This window comes from Mycobacterium sp., from assembly GCF_050701675.1.
GTDB lineage: Bacteria > Actinomycetota > Actinomycetes > Mycobacteriales > Mycobacteriaceae > Mycobacterium.
Window position 1 is genome coordinate 1 of sequence record NZ_JBOGDD010000748.1, and the last position, 19,450, is coordinate 19,450.

Genomic DNA, 19,450 nt, shown 5'->3' on the forward strand with positions numbered 1-19,450 from the left:
GATTGAGGTAGCGCAGTTGCGCGTGGGCGACCTTGATGCCGTTGCGCCGCGCCCGCCTGCAGGCTTCACCGATGGGGCCGTAGGAACTGCCCCACCCGAGGATCAGCAACTCGGCATCACCGGTCGGGTCGTCGACGACGAGATCGGGCACGTCGACACCGTCGATCTTGGCCTGCCGCAGGCGCACCATCAGGTCGTGGTTCTTCGGCTCGTAGGAGATGTTGCCAGAGCCGTTGGCCGACTCCAGTCCGCCGATGCGGTGCTCGAGGCCCGGCGTTCCAGGGACCGCGAACTGGCGCGCGAGCGTCTCGGGATCCCTGGCGTAGGGCTGGAACGGCTCGTCGGGCTTGGCGAAGGTGTGATTGATCGGCGCGAACGTGGTGACGTCCGGGATGCGCCACGGCTCGGAGCCGTTGGCGATGGCGCCGTCGGACAACAGGATCACCGGCGTCCGGTAGGTCAGCGCTATCCGCACGGCCTCGACCGCGACCTCGAAGCAGTCCGACGGCGACTGCGGAGCCAGCACCGCGACCGGCGATTCGCCGTTGCGGCCGTACAGCGCCTGCAGCAGGTCGGCCTGCTCGGTCTTGGTCGGCAGACCCGTCGAAGGCCCGCCGCGCTGCACGTCGACTACTAGCAACGGGAGCTCGGCCATCACGCCGAGGCCGATGGCCTCCGCCTTGAGCGCCACCCCTGGGCCCGACGTGCTGGTGACACCGAGCGCACCGCCGTACGACGCGCCGAGGGCAGCGCCGATGCCCGCGATCTCGTCCTCGGCCTGGAAGGTCAGGACGTTGAAGTTCTTGTGCTTGGACAGCTCGTGAAGAATGTCCGACGCCGGCGTGATTGGGTAGCTGCCCAGCATCACCCGGGTGTTGGCCAGTTGGCCCGCGACGACGATGCCGTACGCGAGTGCGGCGTTGCCGGAGATCTGGCGGTACTCACCCGACTTCAGCTTGGCGGGCGACACCTCGTAGGTGGTGCCGAACGCCTCCGTGGTCTCGCCGTAGTTCCAGCCGGCCCGCAGCGCCAGGACGTTCGCCTCGGCGATCTCGGGCTTGCTGGCGAACTTCTCGCGAATGAAGGTCTCGCTGTGCTCGAGCTCGCGGCTGTACATCCAGGACAGAAGGCCGAGCGCGAACATGTTCTTCGCCCGCGAGCCGTCCTTCTTCGAGGCGCCGATCTCTTCGACGGCGCCGAGCGTCAGTGACGTCATCGCGACGGCCTGCACGACGTAGTCGGACAGCTCGTCGGTCTCCAGCGGGTTGGCTTCGTACCCGACCTTTGCCAGGTTGCGCTTGGTGAACTCGTCGGAGTTGGCGATGATCAGTCCACCGCGCGGCAGGTCGCCCACGTTGGCCTTCAGCGCGGCGGGATTCATCGCGACGAGAACGTCCGGGCGGTCTCCCGCGGTCAGGATGTCGAAGTCGGCGATCTGGATCTGGAATGACGAGACGCCGGGCAACGTGCCCTGTGGTGCGCGGATCTCGGCGGGATAATTCGGTTGCGTCGCAAGGTCGTTGCCGAACAGCGCGGCCTCGGTGGTGAAGCGGTCGCCGGTGAGCTGCATGCCGTCGCCGGAGTCGCCTGCGAAACGGATGACGACCTTCTCGAGCTTCTGCGGGGTGGAATTCGTCCCGGCTTCGCCACCGTTCAAGCTCACGGCCCCCTGCCTTTCACGCGTTGCGGGAGGACGTCGTTCCGCGTCGCAGTGAAGCTCGCTGTCGCGAGCGCGCCGCCGGGCTGACGTTCACCCAATTTTTGTCTGTCACTAGCAGTACCGATTATTGCACTTCTCTTAGGCTGACCTTTACCGGACCAGGGCGTGTCTCGCACATCGCGCACGTGGAACGCGCAGTTCACTAGCGTGAAGCCGCACGCTCCGCGAGGCCAATGTGGTTTTCGTCACTCTCGCAGCGTCGCATTCCTAAGAAAAAGGCTACCCGTCAGTAGCCGAAGGGCTAGCGGTGGCCGGGTCAAACTTGACACATGTCGATTCCGAACGCTTCGACCTGCGCCTACACCCGATCGGGCGAGTCCACCTTCAGGCGCTTCTGCAGTTCGCGCGCGACGAGTTCGCTGGCCCGTTCGGCCGCGACCACCGGGTCTGCGCCCGCGGCGCGGTTGGCGACGTAGCAGGCAGTGAACATGTCACCTGCACCCGTGGCCTGCACCCCGGTGACCCGCCAGGCGGCGGGGACCCGAACGACGCTGCCGTCGGTGTAGATGTCGCAGCCCTCCGATCCCAGAGTTACCAGGATCTCCGGCACACCGAGTCGTTCGGCCGTTGCGGCATCGAACTCCCCGTCCGCGACGATGACCGCTTCGTCCTCCGCCAGCTTGAGGACGCTGATGTCGCGCAGCAGGCTGTGCGGGTAGTTCCGGTTCACGGCGAGCGGACCCAGCTGGTCGACCCGGACGAGGCCCTGGCCGTCATAGGCGACGCGATGTCCGCGGGCGGCGAGCAGCGCCAGCGTGCTGTCGGGAAAGTCCGCCCGCAGCAGCGGAGCGAGGTGCACCCAGGTGGTGCCGGGGTCGGCGGTTTCGATCTCGGCGTCGCCCCAGATGGGTCCGAGCGCCGCAACGGACATTGCACGGTGATCGACGTCGACGTAGTCGAGTCGGAACGACGCCGTCCGGTCGGAGTCGATGATGCGGACCAGCGACCCGAAGCGGTCGAGCACCGCGGCGAACAGCTGGTGATCCTGCGGCGCGCCCATCGCGACGATCTCGCCGGGCCCACCCGCGTACTCCAGCGCGACGCCTGCGAACGACGCACAGCCGCCCGGGCTGGAGGGCGCACCGTCGATGACGTCGATGGCCAGGTTGCCCAGGACGGTCACACCGTTGATGAGTGGCCGCACCGATCGAGTCTCCTGATCTCAGTCGGCGCGCAGGAGTCGCCGTGAGGCGAAATGGTATCCGGGATCGACGGGAATCGACGAAATGAACGTCAGCCGGGCAGGTTGTAAGGCGTGATCACCTGGATCGGCACGGGCCGCGCAGGCTCCGCAGGCAGCGCCCCGTGGTGCTGCAGGATGAGCCGCATCGCGAGCCGCGCGTCGGCGCGCAAATCGTTGTGCAGGACGACCGATATCCTCCCGTCGCGTAGCAACCTGCGGTTGTCGGCGTCGAGGTCGTGGGCGATAAAGACGCGGCACACTCTTCCTAATTTCTCGAACGCGGCGACCGTAGCGGTGTTGCCACCGCCGGGCGAGTACACGGCCTCGATGCCCGGATGCCGTCTCAGCGCGTCGAGCACCAGATGCTCGTTGGTCTCGTCGATGCCGTCGCTGTCGCTGACCTCGACGATGTCGCGTCCCGAACCACGCAAGGCCGATCGGAACCCGATCTCGCGTTCTCCTTCGCCACGAAAGACCGTGCGGCTCAACGTGATCAGCACTCCCGATGACGTCGAGCCCAACCACTGATCCATTAGATAGGCCGCCGTCACGCCTGCGCCGTGATTGTCGATGCCGACGTACGCGTTGCGGGAACTGGTCGGCACGTCGGTCGTGTAGGTGATCACGGGTACGCCTGCGCCGACGACGCGATCGACGGCCTCGACCACCTCGGGGGCGTCCTGCGCCTTGAGGACGACGCCGTGGCTGCCGCGGATCCGGGACAGGACATCGACCATCTGGGCGGGCGAACCCGACTCCCACAGATGGAAGCGGGCCCGCAGCATCGCCGGCGCGAAGACGGGAAGTTCGGCCTCGACAGCGGCGCGAAACGCGTCGGAGAACCGTTGCGGCGTCTGCATCACCACGTCGATGAGGAAGCGGCGTCCGTTGAGGCGCAGCTGGGCGCGCTGTTTGTCGAGGTCGGCAATGGCCTGTGCGACCTCCGCACGGGTGTTCTCCCTGACTCCGGGACGGTCGTTGAGGACCCGATCGACGGTCGCCTCGCTCAGCCCCGATTGCTGGGCGATCTCCCGCACCTTGTACCGGTGTGGCACGTCGGCCTCCCTCCTCCAGCGATTTCGGCGCGGAAAGTTGCGCTGAGCGCCACTCATCGCGCCGAAGTCACGGTGACACAGTGAGGGTTTTTTGATTGGTTTTTGGTGTTGATTGCGGTGCGCGTCACAACAAGACTAACGACATGACTGCATCAACCACCGAGACACGCGCCGCGTGGATCGACCAGGCGGACTGCGACCTCGACGACTTCCGTGCACTGGTGTCCGTCGACACCGACCCCGCCGACTATCCGCTCGCGAGCGACGTCCGCCTCGGCGCGCTCGTCTACTCCGCCGAGACGATGGCGAATGCCGACCGGCACGCCCTACAGACGGAGTTGATCCGCGCGCTCGCCGACGGACCCGGCGTCGTCGTGTTCGAGGGCGCCTTCGAGCCCGCCGTCGTGGACCGCGCCAGCGTGGCGTTCACCGCCATCATCGAGGCCCAGCGCGAGGCGGGGGGCGCCACAGGCGACCACTTCGGCAAGGCAGGCGCCAACGACCGGGTCTGGAATGCGGCGCAGAAGCTCGCTCTGCACGCCCCCGAGGTGTTCGCCGACTACTACGCCAACGACGCCATCGCCCTGGTGTCACAGGCGTGGCTGGGCCCTCGCTATCAGGTCACCTCGCAGGTCAACGTCGTCAATCCCGGTGGCGCAGCTCAGGTTCCGCATCGCGACTACCACCTTGGCTTCGTCGACGCCGACCAGTTGGCGGCCTATCCCGCGCACCTGCACCGCATGTCTGCGGCCCTCACCCTGCAGGGCGCGGTCGCACACTGCGACATGCCCCTGGAGAGCGGGCCGACGATGCTGCTGCCCCACTCGCAGAAGTTCGCGGGTGGCTACATCGCCTTCTACCAGCAGGAGTTCATCGACTACTTCGCCACCCGGCAGGTGCAGGTGACGTTGCGCAAGGGCGACGCGGTGTTCTTCAACCCCGCGCTCATGCACGGGGCGGGCGCCAACACGTCGACGGACATCCGCCGGATGGCCAACCTGTTGCAGATCTCGTCGCCGTTCGGACGGGCGATGGAGACGCTGGACCGCACCGCGATGGTGCGGGCCACCTATCCCGCGCTGCTGGCGATGAAGGCGTCCGGACGCTCGGATCGCGACATCCTCAACGCGGTCAACGCCACCGCCGAGGGCTATCCGTTCCCCACCAACCTCGACAACGACCAACCGATCGGAAGCCTCGCGCCGCCGAGCCAGGTCGACACCGTGTTGGCCGCCCTGGCCGACGGACTCACCCCCGAAGCACTCGACGTCGCACTCGCGCAACACATCGAACGGAGAACTCCATGACCACCCTCGGCGTAATCGGGCTGGGCCGCATCGGCGCCTTCCACACTGAAACCCTCAGCGGCATCGACGGCCTGGACGGGCTGGTGATCACCGACGAGCGCACCGACGTCGCACACGCCGTGGCCACCAAGTACGGCGTCAGGGCCGTCGACACCGTCGACGAACTGTTGTCCTCCGGCATCGACGGAGTGGTCGTAGCGGCGGCGACGCCGGCCCATGCCGAGTTGACGCTTGCCGCGGTGCAGCGTGGCCTCCCGACGTTCTGCGAAAAGCCGATTGCGTCCACGGCGGCCGAGAGCGCCCGCGTCGCCGAGGTGATCCTCGCCTCCGGGGTGCCCGTTCAGGTCGGCTACCAGCGCCGGTACGACGCGGCGTTCGCCGCGGCCAAGCGCGCCGTGGACGACGGGTCGCTCGGCACCCTGCACACGGTGCGCAGCACCACGATGGACCCCGCTCCCCCACCGATGGACTACATCAAGGGCTCCGGCGGCATCTTCCGCGACTGCGCAGTGCACGACTTCGACGTGCTGAACTGGATCACCGGGCAACGGGCCGTCGAGGTCTACGCCACCGGGACGGTCCAGGGCGACCCGCTCTTCACCGAGTACGACGACGTCGACACCGCCGCCGTGGTCGTGACGTTCGACGGCGGCGCCACGGGCATCGTGTCCGCCGCCCGCTACAACGCCCGCGGTTACGACTGCCGCCTCGAGGTCCACGGCTTCGACGACAGTGTCGCGGCCGGCTGGGACCAGGGCGTGCCGCTGCGAAACATGGATCCGCGCAATGACTTTCCCACCGGACCCGCTCATCACTTCTTCATGGACCGTTTCACCGAGGCGTTCCGCGCCGAACTGACCGAGTTCGTCCAGGTGGTCAAGGGCGGCGCGATCCACGGCGCGACGGTGGCCGACGCCGTCGAGGTGGCTTGGCTCGCCGAAGCCGCCGCCGAGTCCCTGCGCCGGCACGCACCGGTCACGATCGCGGAGGTGCGGAACTCGTGAGTGCCATCAAGATCGCGGGAGCGCCGATCTCCTGGGGCGTCTGCGAGGTGCCGGGCTGGGGATTCCAGTTGGACCGCGAGCGGGTGCTGACCGAGATGCGCGGATCTGGCTTGACCGCAACGGAGCTCGGACCCGAGGGCTTCCTTCCGACGGACACCGAGGAGCTGAAATCGGTTCTGCGCGCCCACGATCTGGCCTGCGTCGGTGGATTTGTCCCCGTCGTGCTCTTCAAGGACGACCATGATCCGGCCGACGACCTTGCGGGCCCTCTGGAGTCATTGGTCGCCGCAGGCGCCGGTGTCGTGGTGCTCGCGGCGGCCACGGGGTCCGACGGTTACGACTCCCGTCCCGTCCTCGATGACGCGCAATGGTCGACGCTGTTCGCCAACCTCGACAGGTTGGCCGCCATCGTCGCCGCCCGAGGCCTGCTGGCGGTGCTGCATCCGCACGTCGGCACCATCGTCGAGACCCGCGCGGACGTCGACAAGGTGCTCGCGGGGTCCTCGATCCCGCTGTGCCTGGACACCGGCCACCTGCTGATCGGCGGGACCGACCCGTTGGAGCTGGCCAAGGCAGTGCCGAACCGCATTGCCCACACCCACCTCAAGGACGTCGACGCCGCACTGGCCGCCAAGGTGCAGTCCGGCGAGCTGAAGTACACCGATGCCGTGAAGGCGGGGATGTACACCCCGCTCGGGACCGGTGACGTAGACATCGCGGGGATCGTCTCGGTGTTGCGGGACAACGGCTTCGATGGCTGGTTCGTCCTCGAACAGGACACCATCCTCGACGGCGAGCCTGCCGACGAGGGGCCCGTCCGTGACGTGCTGGCCAGTGTCGCGCACCTACTGCAGGTCACCGCGTGACGTTGCAGCGAGAAGCGAAGCGGGATCGCGTATGAGCCTGCGCATCGGAGTTCTCGGCGCGTCGCGGATCGCCGAGTTGGGGATCGTCGGCCCCGCGGCCGACCTCGGCCACCGACTGGTGGCAGTGGCGGCACGGGACCGATCGCGCGCCGAGGTCTTCGCCGAGAAGTACGGCGTGGAGAGGGTCGTCGACGGCTACCAGGCGGTGATCGACGATCCCGACGTCGATGTCATCTACAACCCGCTGGCCAACTCCCTGCACGCACCGTGGAATCTCGCCGCGATCGCGGCGGGCAAGCCCGTGCTGAGCGAAAAGCCCTTCGCCCGTGATGAATCCGAGGCACGATTCGTCGCAGAGACAGCCGACGCTGCGGCAGTCACCGTGCTGGAGGGCTTTCACTACTTCTTCCATCCCGTCACCCAGCGTGCATTCGCGCTGGCCGGCGACGGCACCATCGGCGACGTCGTGCACGTCGAGGTCCGGATGTCGATGCCCGCACCGGGCGACGACGACCCGCGCTGGTCTCTGGAATTGGCAGGCGGAGCCCTGATGGACCTCGGTTGTTACGGCTTGCACGTGATGCGGTCGCTGGGCCGCCTCGCGGCGCCAGGCATCGAGGGCAGGCCCTCGGTCGTCCGCGCGCATGCCGAGCAGCGCACTCCCGGAGTGGACGCCTGGTGTGACGTCGAGCTCGGCTTCCCCGGCGGAGCAACGGGATTGGCTGCCCACTCGATGGTGGGAGAAAGGCATTCGTTCAGCATCTGGATCGTGGGTACGGCGGGCAGTCTCCTGGTGCACGACTTCATCAAGCCAAATGCCGACGATCGACTGACGATCACCACTCCGGCGGGCACCACGGTCGAACGACTCGGCACCAGAACGTCCTACACGTATCAGCTGGAGGCCTTCGCCGCCCACGTGCAGCACGGCACCCCGCTGCCCTTCGGCACTGCCGACGCGGTGGCGAACATGGCCTTCGTGGACGCCGCGTACCGCGCCGCGGGGATGCAGCCCCGTTAGCGCCGTCAGGGTCGGGGCTTGCCGCGCTTCGTCCGTGGGCGGGTCGCCGCCCGCTCGTGCCACCGCAGTCGCAGCAGCATCACCTGCCGGTGGGCGCTGAAGGAGATGGCCAACGGGTCAAGCCACGCCGACGCACGCGCCGATTGCTTGCGGTCGATGTCCACACGTCGATTGTGCCGTGCGAGCGCGGATCGGGCACGGTGACGCGGGCCATCAGATGACGTCGGGTCGTTGAACAACCGCCCAACTTCGGCCGTATCGCTGCGCGCGCTGAGGGCTTTTTGCCGGATTTCCGGTGTTGAATCCGACGCTCGAGCGCATAAGACTGACCCGCATGAGCAACTTCGAACTCGCCGTAAGTGCCGAGATGGTGTTCGAGGAGTTGCCGATCGTCGAACGGGTCCGACGCATCCACGACATGGGCTTCGCCGCCGAGATCTGGAGTTGGCACGACAAGGATCTCGACGCACTGGCGGCTACGGGTGCGAAGTTCACGTCGATGACCGGATATCTCCACGGCGACCTGATCGACCCCGAGACCGCCGGCGAGGTGGTGCGCACCGCCGAACTGAGCATCAGGGCCGCTGAAACGCTTGGCGTTACCCGCCTGAACCTGCACACCGCCGAACTCGTCGACGGCTTGCCTGCACGACCCCGCCTGCGCGCGACCGGCGCGATGTGGACCACCGCGCTGCGAACCCTGGAGAAACTGGGCGAACTCGGGGCATCTGCCGGTGTGGAGTTCTGCGTCGAGAATCTCAACACCATCGTCGATCATCCCGGCGTTCCGCTGGCCCGCGCCAAGGACACGCTGGCCCTCATCGAGGGCGTCGGGCACCCGAACGTCAAGATGATGCTCGACCTGTACCACGCGCAGATCGGTGAGGGAAACCTCATCGAGCTGGTCCGCCGCTGCGGCGCTGCCATCGGCGAGATCCAGGTTGCCGACGTTCCGGGCCGGTGCCAGCCGGGAACGGGCGAGATCTACTACCCGGCCATTGCGAAGGCGTTGCACGACACGGGTTATCGCGGCACCGTCGGCTTGGAGGGCTATGCCGCAGGCGACGACGTGGCGGCGCTCAACGCGTTCCGCGCCGCATTCACCGTGTAGATCTAGCCGCCGAATCGGTCGGCCAGGCGCTGCAGCGTCGACGTGATCCCGTCGCCGTTCTTCCTGTCGTAACCGAACGCGCTGATCATCAGCGGCACCTTCACGGTGCTGTAGTCGAAGGTCTCGGTGACCTCGGTGATCGTGGTGTCACCGGGCGTCGCCTCGGTCAGCTCCCAGCGCCAACGGTGCCCCATCGGGTGCTGCCACTCGACGACTTTGCCGTCCTGCACCTCGGTGACCGTCGAGGTGATCTTGTAGGGCACCCCGAACTGCTTCATCCCGACGGTGAACTTGTCGCCCACCGCCAGGTGATGGGGGCCCTTGACGTCGACGTCGCGAACGGTTCCCGACCCGTCGAGTTCGGGATGCCGGTGCGGGTCGACGATCATCGCGAAGATCTCCGCGGCAGGCGCCTTGACCAGAACCCGCCTGGCCACCTTCTGCGGACCGGCATCGACCTCGGACACGGTTGACGTAGTCATGTCCGTTGCCATACCCACCGGGTGAGCCCACCACACACCGCCCACCGTTGTCGCCCGATCGGGGGAAGTCTGCCGTTAGTCGGGAACGGGCGTGGTGAGAGGCTGATCGGCGTCGACGATCCAGGTGACGACGGCCCGCGCCTCGACGTCGCCGGGATTCAACGAGACGTGGGGATTGTCTCGCGTCGTCACGAAGGTTTCACCCGGGTGGAATATCCGTCCCGGTTGACCATCGATGATGACCTCGACGTCGCCACTGAGGACGTAACCACTCTCGACGCCGTGATGCAGGTGGTGCCCGGCCGAAGCCCTCGGCGGGAATGTGACCACACCGGTGACCGCATTCTGCGGTACCGGGGCATCGACGGGAGTCGTCTGCAGGATGTCACGGCTGACGGTCTGATCGGCTTGCGGCGAAGCATGGCTCAGCGCCGTAGCAGTGCCGCCGAGCATGACCATCGCAAGCGCTGCGCCGCCCGCCCGCGTGAAGATCGCCTTCATTGAATCCTTGCCTCCCACTGATCGTTACGCCATCGTCTGCCTGCGTGCTATTGCCCGTGTAGGCGTTGCGATGGGTGTAACGCACAGATGCCAGAACGCATTCATCGTCGGCCGCTGGTCACTGACGACAAGACCCCGCCGGCTGTTCAGCCGACGGGGTCCTGGGTCCGGCGTTACTTGCGACCGAGCTCGTGGCTGAGCGCCTCCAGCTCGTTGCCGCCCGCCATCTCCTGCGTGAGGTGCTCGAGGGTGATCTCGTCGTAGGTGCAGTCCAACTTCTGCCGACCGCGGTTGAGCAGCACGAAGTGGTCGCCCACCATGTGCGCGTGGTGCGGGTTGTGCGTGATGAAGATGACGCCGAAGCCCTGCTCCTTGGCTGCGGTGATATAGCGCAGCACCACACCGGACTGCTTTACGCCCAGCGCTGCCGTCGGCTCGTCGAGAATCAGTACGCGCGCCCCGAAGAACACCGCCCGCGCGATCGCGACGCACTGGCGCTGGCCACCGGACAACGAACCGATGGGGGCGTCGACGTCAGGCAGGTCGATGCCCATCTTCTTCAGTTCCGAGATGGTGGTCGCCCGCATCGCGTTGATGTCGAGTGACTTCAAGAGACCCTTCTTGCGCAGCTCCTGGCCCAGGAAGAAGTTGCGCCACACCGGCATCAGCGCGACGACGGCCAGATCCTGGTACACCGTGGCGATGCCTGCGGCCAACGCATCCTTCGGCGACTCGAATGTCATCGCCTTACCGTCGACGAGCAACTCACCTTCGGTCGGCTTGTGCAGACCCGCGATGATCTTGATGAGCGTCGACTTGCCCGCACCGTTGTCGCCGAGCACGCCGGTGACCTGTCCGGCCCCAACCCGAAGGTTGATGTCCTTGAGCGCGATGATGTTTCCGTAGCTCTTCCCGACCGACTTCAATTCGACCAGGGGCACGTCGCCGCCGGAGGGAGCATCGGCGGTGGGAGCTTCAGCGGTAGTGGTCATGTTCGTTTACCTACTTCTTCGCTGCGTAGTTACGGAAGACGTTGTTGGCGATGACCGCGAATAGGAGCATTGCGCCGAGGAAGAACTTGAACCAGTCCGGGTTCCAACCCGCGTAGACGATGCCCTGATTGGTCATGCCGAAGATGAACGCACCGATCAGGGTGCCGATCGCGGTGCCGTAACCACCGGTGAGCAGGCAGCCACCGATGACCGCGGCGATGATGTAGAAGAACTCGTTGCCGATGCCCTGACCGGACTGAATCGTGTTGAACGAGAACAGTAGATGCATGCCGACGAACCAGGCACAGAAGCCGACCACCATGAAGAGGCCGATCTTGACCTTCGTGACGGGGACGCCGACCGCGCGGGCGCTGTCCTGATTACCGCCGACGGCGAAGATCCAGTTGCCCACCCGAGTCTTGAAGAGCACGAAGGTGGCGATCGCGGTGAAGAGGATCCACCACAGCACGGTGATCCGGACTTCGACGGGGCCGAGCGAGATGGATGAGGCGAAGACGGTCTTACCCGAATCGAACCCCGCCATGTCGGACACGCTGGGCGTGGCCACCTGGCCGGCGACCAGTTTGGTCACGGCCAGGTTGACGCCGGTGAGCATGAAGAACGTACTCAGGGTGATCAGGAACGACGGAATCTTGGTCTTCATCACCATGTAGCCGTTGAAGAACCCGACCGCCAAAGCCACCGCCAGCGACAGTGCCGCGCCGAGCCATAGGTTCAGATGAAGGTTGTACGAGATGATCGACGCAGCAAGGGAACTCGTCGTCACGGCGACACCGGATGACAGGTCGAACTCGCCGCCGATCATCAGCAGGCCGACGCCCACGGCCATGATGCCGATCGTCGAGCTGGCGTACAGCACGGTGGCCAGCGACTCGGGCGAGCGGAATGGCGGCGCCACGACGAGGAAGAAGATGAAGATGCCGATGGCGCCGATGCCCGCGCCCATCTCGGGGCGAATCAGGATGCGCTGCAGCCTGTTCTGCTCCTTGACGCGCTCGTCGCGAACGACCTCGTGAGTCTCGAGGTCGAGGCCTGCCTTTGTTGTCATGATTTCTCTCTTTGCCTGGATGCTTTAGCGGGTGCCGGCCTTGGCCAGCGAGGCAACGGCGTCGATGTTGGACGCGTCAATGAATGACGGTCCGGTCAGCGTCGGCGCACCGCCACCGATCAGGTTCTTGTTGTTGATGTAGAGCCACAGCGCGTCGATGGCGAGGTAACCCTGCAGGTACGGCTGCTGATCCACGGCCCACTGAACCTGGCCGTTCTTGATCGCGTCGACCAGTGCAGCGTTGGTGTCGAAGGTGACGATCTTCGCCTGGCTGTTCGCGTTGCCGACCGACTGGATGGCGGTCAGAGCGATGGGCGCTCCGAGAGCGACGACGTGATCGACCATCGGATCCTGCTGCAGCTTGGCGGTGATGGTCGACTCGACCGAGGGCATGTCCTTGCTGTTGACGTTGAGGATCTCGGTGCTGCCCTTGAAGCCCTGCGTCACACCGGCGCAACGTGACTCGAGCGCGACCTGCCCCTGCTCCTGGATGACGCAGATGATCTTCTTGGCGCCGTCGGCGTTGAGCTTCTCACCGGCCGCGATGCCCGCCAGCTTCTCGTCCTGGCCGAAGTACTCCTGCACCCCCATCCGCTTGAAGTCGTCGAAGCCCGAGTTGAAGGCCGTGACCGGTATGCCGGCCGCCAGCGCGGCCTTGACCGCGGGCGCCATCGCGTCGGGCTTGGCCAGAGTCACGGCGATGCCGTTGACCTTGCTGTCGAGCGCGCTCTGCACGAGGTTGGCCTGGTTCGGCGCCTCGGGATCGGACGAGTAACGCAACTCGATGTTGTCCTTGTCCGCAGCGGCTTGAGCACCCTTGCGAATCAGATCCCAGAAGGAGTCGCCGGGCACCTCATGGGTGATCATCGCAACCGTCGCACGCGGGGTGTTCACGCCGCCCCCGGTACCGCCTGCGCCGCCGGTGTCAGCCGGCTTCCCACCGGTGCTCGAACACGACACGAGTCCGAGGGCGATAACCCCGGCTCCAGCGACGGCTGCCAGCCGAACAAACTTCATCGTCTCTCCTGTCTGCGGGTGCCGTGCGCCACGGCCCTGGAGACGATGTAATACGGGTCACAGCCGAAAGTCAACACTTTGTTCGGACATTAGGACTGCACGTCATATGGATCCAAGCGCCAAAATGTTAGCCAGCCGCCCCGAAGCCACTGCCGACCCCGAACCCACTAGCGGTCGACGAGCGTCGTCTCGAAGTAGTAGCGCGACGCGCGATAGCAATGGTCGCCGTACTCCACGGCTTTGCCCGAGTCATCGAAGGCGGTCCGGCTCATTGAGAGCAGGGGCGCGCCGGCCTTCTCGGTCAACAACCTGGCCTCGGTTCGCGTGGCGGGCCTGGCGCCGATCCGTTGCCTGGCGAGACGGATGTGCACACCGCGGGCGCGCAGCGCCTGATAGAGACCGATGCGCTCGAGTTCCTCTGCCGCAGGCGCCAAGTCGACCGGGAGATAGTTGACCATCACTGCCAGCGGCTCACCGTTGGCACGGCGCAGCCGCTGGATCGTGACGATCTCGTGGCCACTGGCCAAGTTCAGCTGCAGTGCGACCTCGTCGTCGGCAGCGCCGATCTGATAATCGAGCAGTTCCGTCGTCGGCTCCTGGCCCGCGCGGGCCAGGTCGTCGAAGAGACTGGTCAACTCGACGCGACGATGGACGGGATTCTGCACGACCTGCGTGCCGACCCCACGCTTGCGGACCAATAGGCCCTTGTCGACGATTTCCTGAATGGCACGACGCGTCGTCGGCCGGGACAACGTGAGCCGCTTGGCGAGGTCCAGCTCGTTCTCGAAACGATCCCCAGGGGCCAGGTCACCGTCGCGGATTGCCGCCTCGATCGCTTGCGCGAGTTGGTAATACAACGGCACAGGGCTCGATCGGTCGAGCTCAACCTGCAGTGGCACGTCGCCTCCGATCTCGGGTGACCAGACAAGACTGGCCCCAAGAGTAACACTGGCATGACGGCAAGTCTGAATGTCAGGACAAACTCTTGACAGAGCCGAGTGACGAGGCGCACAGTCTTAGGCAAGCCATTCAATTACCGCCCTGGGAGCTGACGTGTCCACCTCACAGCCGTTCGACGTGCTGGCCATCGGCCGAAGCGGCGTCGACATCTACCCGTTGCAGATAGGCGTCGGCCTGGAAGAGGTGACGTCATTCGGGAAGTTCCTCGGCGGCAGCGCCGCCAACGTCGCGGTGGCAGCGGCCCGTCTCGGCAACCGCGCAGCACTGATCTCCGGCGTCGGCGACGACCCGTTCGGACGATTCGTCCGAACGGAGCTGGACAGGCTCGGGGTCGACAATCGCTATGTCGCAACGCATGATGCCTATCCGACCCCGGTCACGTTCTGCGAGATCTTCCCGCCCGACGACTTCCCGCTGTACTTCTACCGCAAGCCGAGCGCTCCAGACCTTCAAATCACGCCCGACGAGATCGACGCCGATGCGGTCCGGTCGGCCCGGCTGTACTGGTCGACGGTGACGGGCCTTTCCGAAGAGCCGAGCAGAAGCGCGCACTTCACGGCGTGGGAGGCACGCGCCCGCGCTCCCCTGACCGTCCTCGACCTCGATTACCGCCCGATGTTCTGGGAGTCACCCGCAGCCGCGACCGAGCAGGTGCAGCGCGCACTGCAACACGTCACGGTCGCCGTCGGGAACCGTGAGGAGTGCGAGATCGCCGTCGGCGAGAGCAACCCCCGCAAGGCGGCGGAAGCTCTACTGGACCTCGGCGTGGAGTTGGCGATCGTGAAGCAGGGCCCGCGAGGCGTGCTCGGCAAGACCAGGCACAGCTCGGTGACCGTGCCGCCCAACGAGGTGGACGTCGTCAACGGACTCGGTGCGGGAGACAGTTTCGGCGGCAGCCTGATTCACGGCCTGCTGCGCGGATGGCCGCTGGAGAAGACACTGCGTTACGCAAACGCCGCAGGCGCCATCGTGGCCGCCCGACTCGAATGTTCGACCGCCATGCCCACCGCAGCAGAAGTTGCCGAGTTGGCAGAACAAACCGCGGTGGAGGCCGTCAATGTCTAACGCTCTCTGCGTCGACTACGCCCAGGTGACCGATCTGCGAGCCGCCGATCCTGGTGCCGTCGCCCGCGCTTGGCAGAACCGCACCACCCGGCCCACCATCCGTGGCGACGGCCGACTGATGATCGTGGCCGCGGACCACCCCGCCCGCGGCGCGCTGGCCGTCGGCAGCCGGCCGACCGCGATGAACAGCCGCACCGATCTGCTGGACCGTCTGCGCGCCGCGCTGGCCGACCCGGGTGTCGACGGTGTGCTCGCCACGTCGGACATCCTCGATGACCTGCTACTCCTCGGCGCGCTGGAGAACAAGGTCGTGTTCTCCTCGTTCAACCGTGGCGGTCTGGCTGGCGCGGCGTTCGAGTTCGACGACCAGATGACCGCCGCCACTGCGGAGTCGACCGCCACCGCCAAGATGAACGGCGGAAAGATGCTGTGCCGCATCGCCCTCGACGATCCCGGGACGGTCGCCACCATGGCGGCGTGCGCCAAGGCCGTTGACGAACTGGCCGCGCGTGGCCTGATTGCGATGCTCGAGCCGTTCATGTCGAGTCGGGTCGACGGCAAGGTGCGCAACGACCTGAGCCCCGATGCCGTCATCAAATCCGTCCACATCGGCCAGGGCCTTGGTGCGACGTCGGCGTACACCTGGATGAAGCTGCCGGTCGTTCCCGAAATGGACCGCGTGATGGAGTCCACCACGTTGCCGACACTGCTGCTCGGCGGTGATCCCGCCGATCCCGACGAAGCCTTCGCCAGCTGGGAGAAGGCGCTCGGCCTGCCGTCCGTCCGCGGGCTCATCGTCGGCCGCACCCTTCTCTACCCAGCCGATGACGACGTCAGCTCCGCGGTCGCGACCGCGGTCTCGATGGTGAGGTGAACATGTTCAGCAAGCTCTACATTCCGGCCCGCAGCGCCGAACTGCCGTACACCGTCAACGTCACGCCGCAATCCGCCGGCTGGACCGAGTCCTCCCTGCAGGTGCTCGAGTTGGACGATTCGCAGCGTGTGGACCTGCACACCGGCGACACCGAGGTGATGATCCTGCCGCTGGCCGGAGGTGGAGCCGTCGAGTGTGACGGCGCGACATTCGAATTGGCTCTGCGTGCCTCGGTCTTCGACGGCCCCAGCGACATGGTCTACATCGGCATCGGGCAGGAATACCGGCTCGCCGGTGAGGGCCGCTTCGCGATCTGCGGCGCCAACGCCAAGCGGTCGTTCCCCAACCGTCGAGTGGCGGCGGCCGACGTGTCCGTCGAGCTTCGCGGCGCGGGCAACTGCAGCCGCCAGGTCCACAATTTCGGCACCGCAGGCGTTTTCGAGGCTGACTCGCTGATCGCATGTGAGGTCATCACACCCGGCGGCAACTGGTCGAGCTATCCCGCGCACAAGCACGACGAGAACACGCCGACCCAGTCAGAGCTCGAGGAGATCTACTACTTCGAAATCGCTGCGGGACCGGATGATTCACGCGGGTTCGGCTACCACCGCGTCTACGGCACCCCGGACCGCCCGATCGAGGTGCTCGAAGAGGTGCGCACCGGCGACGTGGTGCTGGTCCCCCACGGCTATCACGGCCCCTCGGTCGCCGCTCCCGGCTATCACATGTACTACCTCAACGTGATGGCCGGACCCGGCGCCGAACGCGCCTGGAAGATCGTCGACGATCCCGAGCATGCCTGGCTCCGCGGCACCTGGGACGACCAGCCCGTCGACCCACGCCTGCCACTGCACTCACCCCAAGGAGCATGACCGTGGTTTCCACCGCGCCCAAGAAGGCGGAGAAGACCCCCGACACCGAGCCGACCGTGCGACTCACCGTCGCGCAGGCCACCATTCGGTTTCTCGGCAAGCAATACGTCGAACACGACGGCAGGCGCACCAAGTTCTTCGCGGGTGCGTTCGGCATCTTCGGGCACGGCAACGTGGCGGGCCTCGGCCAGGCGCTGCTGCAGGACGAGCTCACCGCGCTGGAGTCGGGCACCGAGCCGGACCTGCGCTATGTTCTCGGCCGCAACGAGCAGGCCATGGTGCACAGCGCCGTCGCCTACACCCGCCAGAAGGACCGCCTGCAGACGTGGGCCGTCACCGCCAGCGTCGGACCCGGCTCGACCAACATGCTGACCGGTGCCGCTCTCGCCACCATCAACCGGCTGCCGGTGCTGCTGCTGCCCGCCGACACGTTCGCCACCAGGGCCAGTTCACCCGTGCTGCAAGAACTCGAGCTGCCGTCCTCCGGCGACGTCACGGTCAACGACGCGTTCAAGCCCCTGTCTCGCTACTTCGATCGGGTCTGGCGGCCAGAGCAGTTGCCCGCCGCACTTCTCGGCGCGATGCGGGTGCTCACCGACCCCGTTGAAACCGGTGCAGCGACGGTAGCCATTCCTCAGGACGTGCAGGCCGAAGCCCACGACTGGCCGGAATCCCTGTTCGCCGAGCGCACCTGGCACGTCGCCCGCCCATTGCCGGAGCGTTCGGTCATCGCCCGCGCCGCCGAGGTCATCCGAACTGCCCGCAAGCCGCTGATCGTGGCCGGCGGCGGCGTCATCTACTCCGATGCCACCGACGCGCTGGCCGCCTTCTCCGAGAAGACCGGGATCCCGGTCGGGCAGAGCCAGGCGGGTAAGGGCTCACTCCCCTACGACCACCCGCAGTCGGTCGGCGCCGTCGGCTCGACCGGAACCACTGCGGCCAACGCCTTGGCGACCGAGGCCGACGTCGTCATCGGAATCGGCACCCGCTACAGCGATTTCACCAGCGCGTCGCGGACCGCGTTCAACAATCCCGACGTCCGCTTCGTCAACGTCAACGTGGCATCGATCGACTCGGTCAAGCAGGGTGGTGTCAGCGTGGTCTCGGATGCCCGCGAGGCGATCGAGGCGCTCGGCGCCGCACTGGGAGACTACTCCGTGGGTGACGAGTACCGCACCCGCGTGGGCGAACTCGCCAGAGAGTGGGAGGACACCGTTTCCGCCGTGTACCGGTTGGACGACGGTGGCGCTTTGAATCAGAACCAGGTGATCGGCCTGGTCAACACATTGTCCGACCCCCGCGACGTGGTCGTGTGTGCGGCCGGCTCGATGCCGGGCGACCTGCACAAGCTGTGGCGCACCCGCGACCGCAAGGGCTATCACGTCGAATACGGATTCTCCTGCATGGGTTACGAAGTCGCAGGCGGTATCGGCGCCAAGATGGCCGAACCGGACCGCGACGTGTTCATCATGGTCGGCGACGGCTCCTACCTGATGATGGCCACCGAGCTGGTCACCGCAGCGCAGGAGAACGTCAAGGTCATCGTCGTGCTGGTGCAGAACCACGGGTTCGCCTCCATCGGCTCACTATCCGAGGCACTGGGTTCTCAGAGGTTCGGCACCTCGTACCGGTATCGCGGCGATGACGGCCGACTCGACGGAGCCAAGCTGCCCGTCGATCTGGCCGCCAACGCGGCCAGCCTCGGCGCCGACGTCATCCGGGTGGTCACCGCCGCGGAGTTCACCGATGCGGTCAAGGTGGCCAAGGCCAGCGACCGGACCACGGTGATCCACGTCGAGACTGACCCGCTGATCCCCGCACCTGACAGTGAATCTTGGTGGGACGTACCGGTATCGGAGACCTCCACACTCGAATCCACTCGAGCCGCGTACCAGACGTACGCGGACTGGAAGAAGATCCAGCGCCCCCTGATTCGCCCCGCCGATAGCTGAAAGGCAGACGACACGTGAGCAGCATTCTGGTCGGCTCCGCCCCCGACTCCTGGGGCGTCTGGTTCCCCGACGACCCGCAGCAGACCCCATACCCGCGCTTCCTCGACGAGGTCGCCGCATCCGGCTACGAGTGGATCGAGCTTGGCCCGTTCGGCTACCTGCCGACCGACCCCAAGCAGCTGTCCGACGAGCTCGCCGCCCGCAACCTGAAGCTCTCGGCGGGAACGGTTTTCGAGCAGCTCCATCAAGATGATTCGTGGAATGCGGTGTGGAAGCAGATCGAGGACGTCGCGAAGCTGACCGCAGCCGTCGGCGGCAAGCACGTCGTCGTCATCCCGGAGATGTGGCGCGATCCCGCCACCGGCGCCGTGCTCGAGGACCGCAACCTGACCCCAGAGC

Annotated in this window: 20 protein-coding genes; 10 read left to right on the forward strand and 10 right to left on the reverse strand. The window is 66.3% G+C overall.

What is annotated here, in order from left to right:
• From ACRDUX_RS22870 to ACRDUX_RS22880, 3 genes are all read right to left on the reverse strand, one after another.
• A partial coding sequence (locus tag ACRDUX_RS22870) for a 2-oxoacid:acceptor oxidoreductase subunit alpha (RefSeq protein ID WP_526416793.1) occupies positions 1-1,663 on the reverse strand: 1,663 nt, incomplete at its 3' end.
• Positions 1,664-2,018: 355 nt separating this feature from the next.
• Positions 2,019-2,843: a PfkB family carbohydrate kinase gene (locus tag ACRDUX_RS22875; protein WP_526416831.1), complete on the reverse strand. Its 825-nt coding sequence runs from the start codon at positions 2,841-2,843 to the stop codon at positions 2,019-2,021.
• Positions 2,844-2,953: 110 nt separating this feature from the next.
• Positions 2,954-3,958 (reverse strand): LacI family DNA-binding transcriptional regulator, encoded by a 1,005-nt coding sequence (locus tag ACRDUX_RS22880; RefSeq protein ID WP_526416795.1) that lies wholly within the window; start codon positions 3,956-3,958, stop codon positions 2,954-2,956.
• Between the two features lie 143 nt (positions 3,959-4,101).
• Between ACRDUX_RS22880 and ACRDUX_RS22885 the strand changes: the two genes are divergently transcribed.
• Genes ACRDUX_RS22885 through ACRDUX_RS22900 form a run of 4 tightly spaced genes read left to right on the forward strand, consistent with a single transcriptional unit; the run spans position 4,102 to position 8,156 of the window.
• On the forward strand, positions 4,102-5,265 hold the full coding sequence (locus ACRDUX_RS22885; RefSeq protein WP_526416797.1) for a phytanoyl-CoA dioxygenase family protein: 1,164 nt from the start codon (positions 4,102-4,104) through the stop codon (positions 5,263-5,265).
• A complete protein-coding gene (locus ACRDUX_RS22890; RefSeq protein ID WP_526416799.1) occupies positions 5,262-6,269 on the forward strand; it encodes a Gfo/Idh/MocA family protein in 1,008 nt (335 codons plus the stop codon). Before ACRDUX_RS22885 ends, ACRDUX_RS22890 begins: the two co-directional genes overlap by 4 nt.
• On the forward strand, positions 6,266-7,135 hold the full coding sequence (locus tag ACRDUX_RS22895; RefSeq protein WP_526416801.1) for a sugar phosphate isomerase/epimerase family protein: 870 nt from the start codon (positions 6,266-6,268) through the stop codon (positions 7,133-7,135). The genes ACRDUX_RS22890 and ACRDUX_RS22895 overlap by 4 nt, the downstream gene beginning before the upstream one ends.
• A 31-nt stretch (positions 7,136-7,166) precedes the next feature.
• A complete protein-coding gene (locus ACRDUX_RS22900) occupies positions 7,167-8,156 on the forward strand; it encodes a Gfo/Idh/MocA family protein (RefSeq protein ID WP_526416803.1) in 990 nt (329 codons plus the stop codon).
• 5 nt (positions 8,157-8,161) lie between these two features.
• Here the strand turns inward: ACRDUX_RS22900 and ACRDUX_RS22905 are convergent, their stop codons facing one another.
• Positions 8,162-8,320 carry a hypothetical protein gene (locus tag ACRDUX_RS22905; RefSeq protein WP_526416805.1) on the reverse strand — a complete coding sequence of 53 codons (159 nt, stop codon included), beginning with the start codon at positions 8,318-8,320 and terminating at the stop codon, positions 8,162-8,164.
• A 170-nt stretch (positions 8,321-8,490) separates the two neighbouring features.
• Between ACRDUX_RS22905 and ACRDUX_RS22910 the strand changes: the two genes are divergently transcribed.
• Positions 8,491-9,267: a TIM barrel protein gene (locus tag ACRDUX_RS22910; protein WP_526416807.1), complete on the forward strand. Its 777-nt coding sequence runs from the start codon at positions 8,491-8,493 to the stop codon at positions 9,265-9,267.
• A gap of 2 nt (positions 9,268-9,269) precedes the next feature.
• Here ACRDUX_RS22910 and ACRDUX_RS22915 read toward each other — a convergent pair whose 3' ends face one another.
• The 6 genes from ACRDUX_RS22915 to ACRDUX_RS22940 all read right to left on the reverse strand — a co-directional run bounded on the left by ACRDUX_RS22915 (position 9,270) and on the right by ACRDUX_RS22940 (position 14,227).
• Positions 9,270-9,749 carry an SRPBCC family protein gene (locus tag ACRDUX_RS22915; RefSeq protein ID WP_526416809.1) on the reverse strand — a complete coding sequence of 160 codons (480 nt, stop codon included), beginning with the start codon at positions 9,747-9,749 and terminating at the stop codon, positions 9,270-9,272.
• 75 nt (positions 9,750-9,824) lie between these two features.
• Positions 9,825-10,250, reverse strand: a complete 426-nt coding sequence (locus ACRDUX_RS22920) for a cupin domain-containing protein (RefSeq protein ID WP_526416811.1) — start codon at positions 10,248-10,250, stop codon at positions 9,825-9,827.
• A gap of 173 nt (positions 10,251-10,423) precedes the next feature.
• Complete coding sequence (locus tag ACRDUX_RS22925; protein WP_526416813.1) at positions 10,424-11,242, reverse strand: ATP-binding cassette domain-containing protein; 819 nt, start codon at positions 11,240-11,242, stop codon at positions 10,424-10,426.
• A 10-nt stretch (positions 11,243-11,252) separates the two neighbouring features.
• Positions 11,253-12,311, reverse strand: coding sequence for an ABC transporter permease (locus ACRDUX_RS22930; protein WP_526416815.1), 1,059 nt, complete (start codon positions 12,309-12,311; stop codon positions 11,253-11,255).
• Positions 12,312-12,335: 24 nt separating this feature from the next.
• Positions 12,336-13,328: a substrate-binding domain-containing protein gene (locus ACRDUX_RS22935; protein ID WP_526416817.1), complete on the reverse strand. Its 993-nt coding sequence runs from the start codon at positions 13,326-13,328 to the stop codon at positions 12,336-12,338.
• A 167-nt stretch (positions 13,329-13,495) separates the two neighbouring features.
• On the reverse strand, positions 13,496-14,227 hold the full coding sequence (locus ACRDUX_RS22940) for a GntR family transcriptional regulator (RefSeq protein ID WP_526416819.1): 732 nt from the start codon (positions 14,225-14,227) through the stop codon (positions 13,496-13,498).
• 154 nt (positions 14,228-14,381) lie between these two features.
• Between ACRDUX_RS22940 and iolC the strand changes: the two genes are divergently transcribed.
• From iolC to ACRDUX_RS22965, 5 genes are all read left to right on the forward strand, one after another.
• On the forward strand, positions 14,382-15,353 hold the full coding sequence (gene iolC / locus ACRDUX_RS22945) for a 5-dehydro-2-deoxygluconokinase (RefSeq protein WP_526416821.1): 972 nt from the start codon (positions 14,382-14,384) through the stop codon (positions 15,351-15,353).
• Positions 15,346-16,227, forward strand: a complete 882-nt coding sequence (locus ACRDUX_RS22950; protein WP_526416823.1) for a Cgl0159 family (beta/alpha)8-fold protein — start codon at positions 15,346-15,348, stop codon at positions 16,225-16,227. Before iolC ends, ACRDUX_RS22950 begins: the two co-directional genes overlap by 8 nt.
• Positions 16,228-16,229: 2 nt before the next feature.
• A complete protein-coding gene (gene iolB / locus ACRDUX_RS22955) occupies positions 16,230-17,099 on the forward strand; it encodes a 5-deoxy-glucuronate isomerase (RefSeq protein WP_526416825.1) in 870 nt (289 codons plus the stop codon).
• A 2-nt stretch (positions 17,100-17,101) separates the two neighbouring features.
• Entirely contained in the window at positions 17,102-19,051 is a 1,950-nt protein-coding gene (gene iolD / locus ACRDUX_RS22960) for a 3D-(3,5/4)-trihydroxycyclohexane-1,2-dione acylhydrolase (decyclizing) (protein ID WP_526416827.1), read from the forward strand.
• Positions 19,052-19,065: 14 nt separating this feature from the next.
• Positions 19,066-19,450 (forward strand): sugar phosphate isomerase/epimerase family protein (locus ACRDUX_RS22965; protein ID WP_526416829.1); only part of this gene is annotated, 385 nt, incomplete at its 3' end.

What these genes read in the sequence shown, in the direction of transcription:
- ACRDUX_RS22885 (WP_526416797.1), top strand. Translation starts at nt 4,102, where the DNA reads ATGACTGCATCAACCACCGAGACACGCGCCGCGTGGATCGACCAGGCG.
- ACRDUX_RS22890 (WP_526416799.1), top strand. Translation starts at nt 5,262, where the DNA reads ATGACCACCCTCGGCGTAATCGGGCTGGGCCGCATCGGCGCCTTCCAC.
- ACRDUX_RS22900 (WP_526416803.1), top strand. Translation starts at nt 7,167, where the DNA reads ATGAGCCTGCGCATCGGAGTTCTCGGCGCGTCGCGGATCGCCGAGTTG.
- ACRDUX_RS22910 (WP_526416807.1), top strand. Translation starts at nt 8,491, where the DNA reads ATGAGCAACTTCGAACTCGCCGTAAGTGCCGAGATGGTGTTCGAGGAG.
- ACRDUX_RS22915 (WP_526416809.1), bottom strand. Translation starts at nt 9,749, where the DNA reads ATGACTACGTCAACCGTGTCCGAGGTCGATGCCGGTCCGCAGAAGGTG.
- ACRDUX_RS22920 (WP_526416811.1), bottom strand. Translation starts at nt 10,250, where the DNA reads ATGAAGGCGATCTTCACGCGGGCGGGCGGCGCAGCGCTTGCGATGGTC.
- ACRDUX_RS22925 (WP_526416813.1), bottom strand. Translation starts at nt 11,242, where the DNA reads ATGACCACTACCGCTGAAGCTCCCACCGCCGATGCTCCCTCCGGCGGC.
- ACRDUX_RS22930 (WP_526416815.1), bottom strand. Translation starts at nt 12,311, where the DNA reads ATGACAACAAAGGCAGGCCTCGACCTCGAGACTCACGAGGTCGTTCGC.
- ACRDUX_RS22935 (WP_526416817.1), bottom strand. Translation starts at nt 13,328, where the DNA reads ATGAAGTTTGTTCGGCTGGCAGCCGTCGCTGGAGCCGGGGTTATCGCC.
- ACRDUX_RS22950 (WP_526416823.1), top strand. Translation starts at nt 15,346, where the DNA reads ATGTCTAACGCTCTCTGCGTCGACTACGCCCAGGTGACCGATCTGCGA.
- iolB (WP_526416825.1), top strand. Translation starts at nt 16,230, where the DNA reads ATGTTCAGCAAGCTCTACATTCCGGCCCGCAGCGCCGAACTGCCGTAC.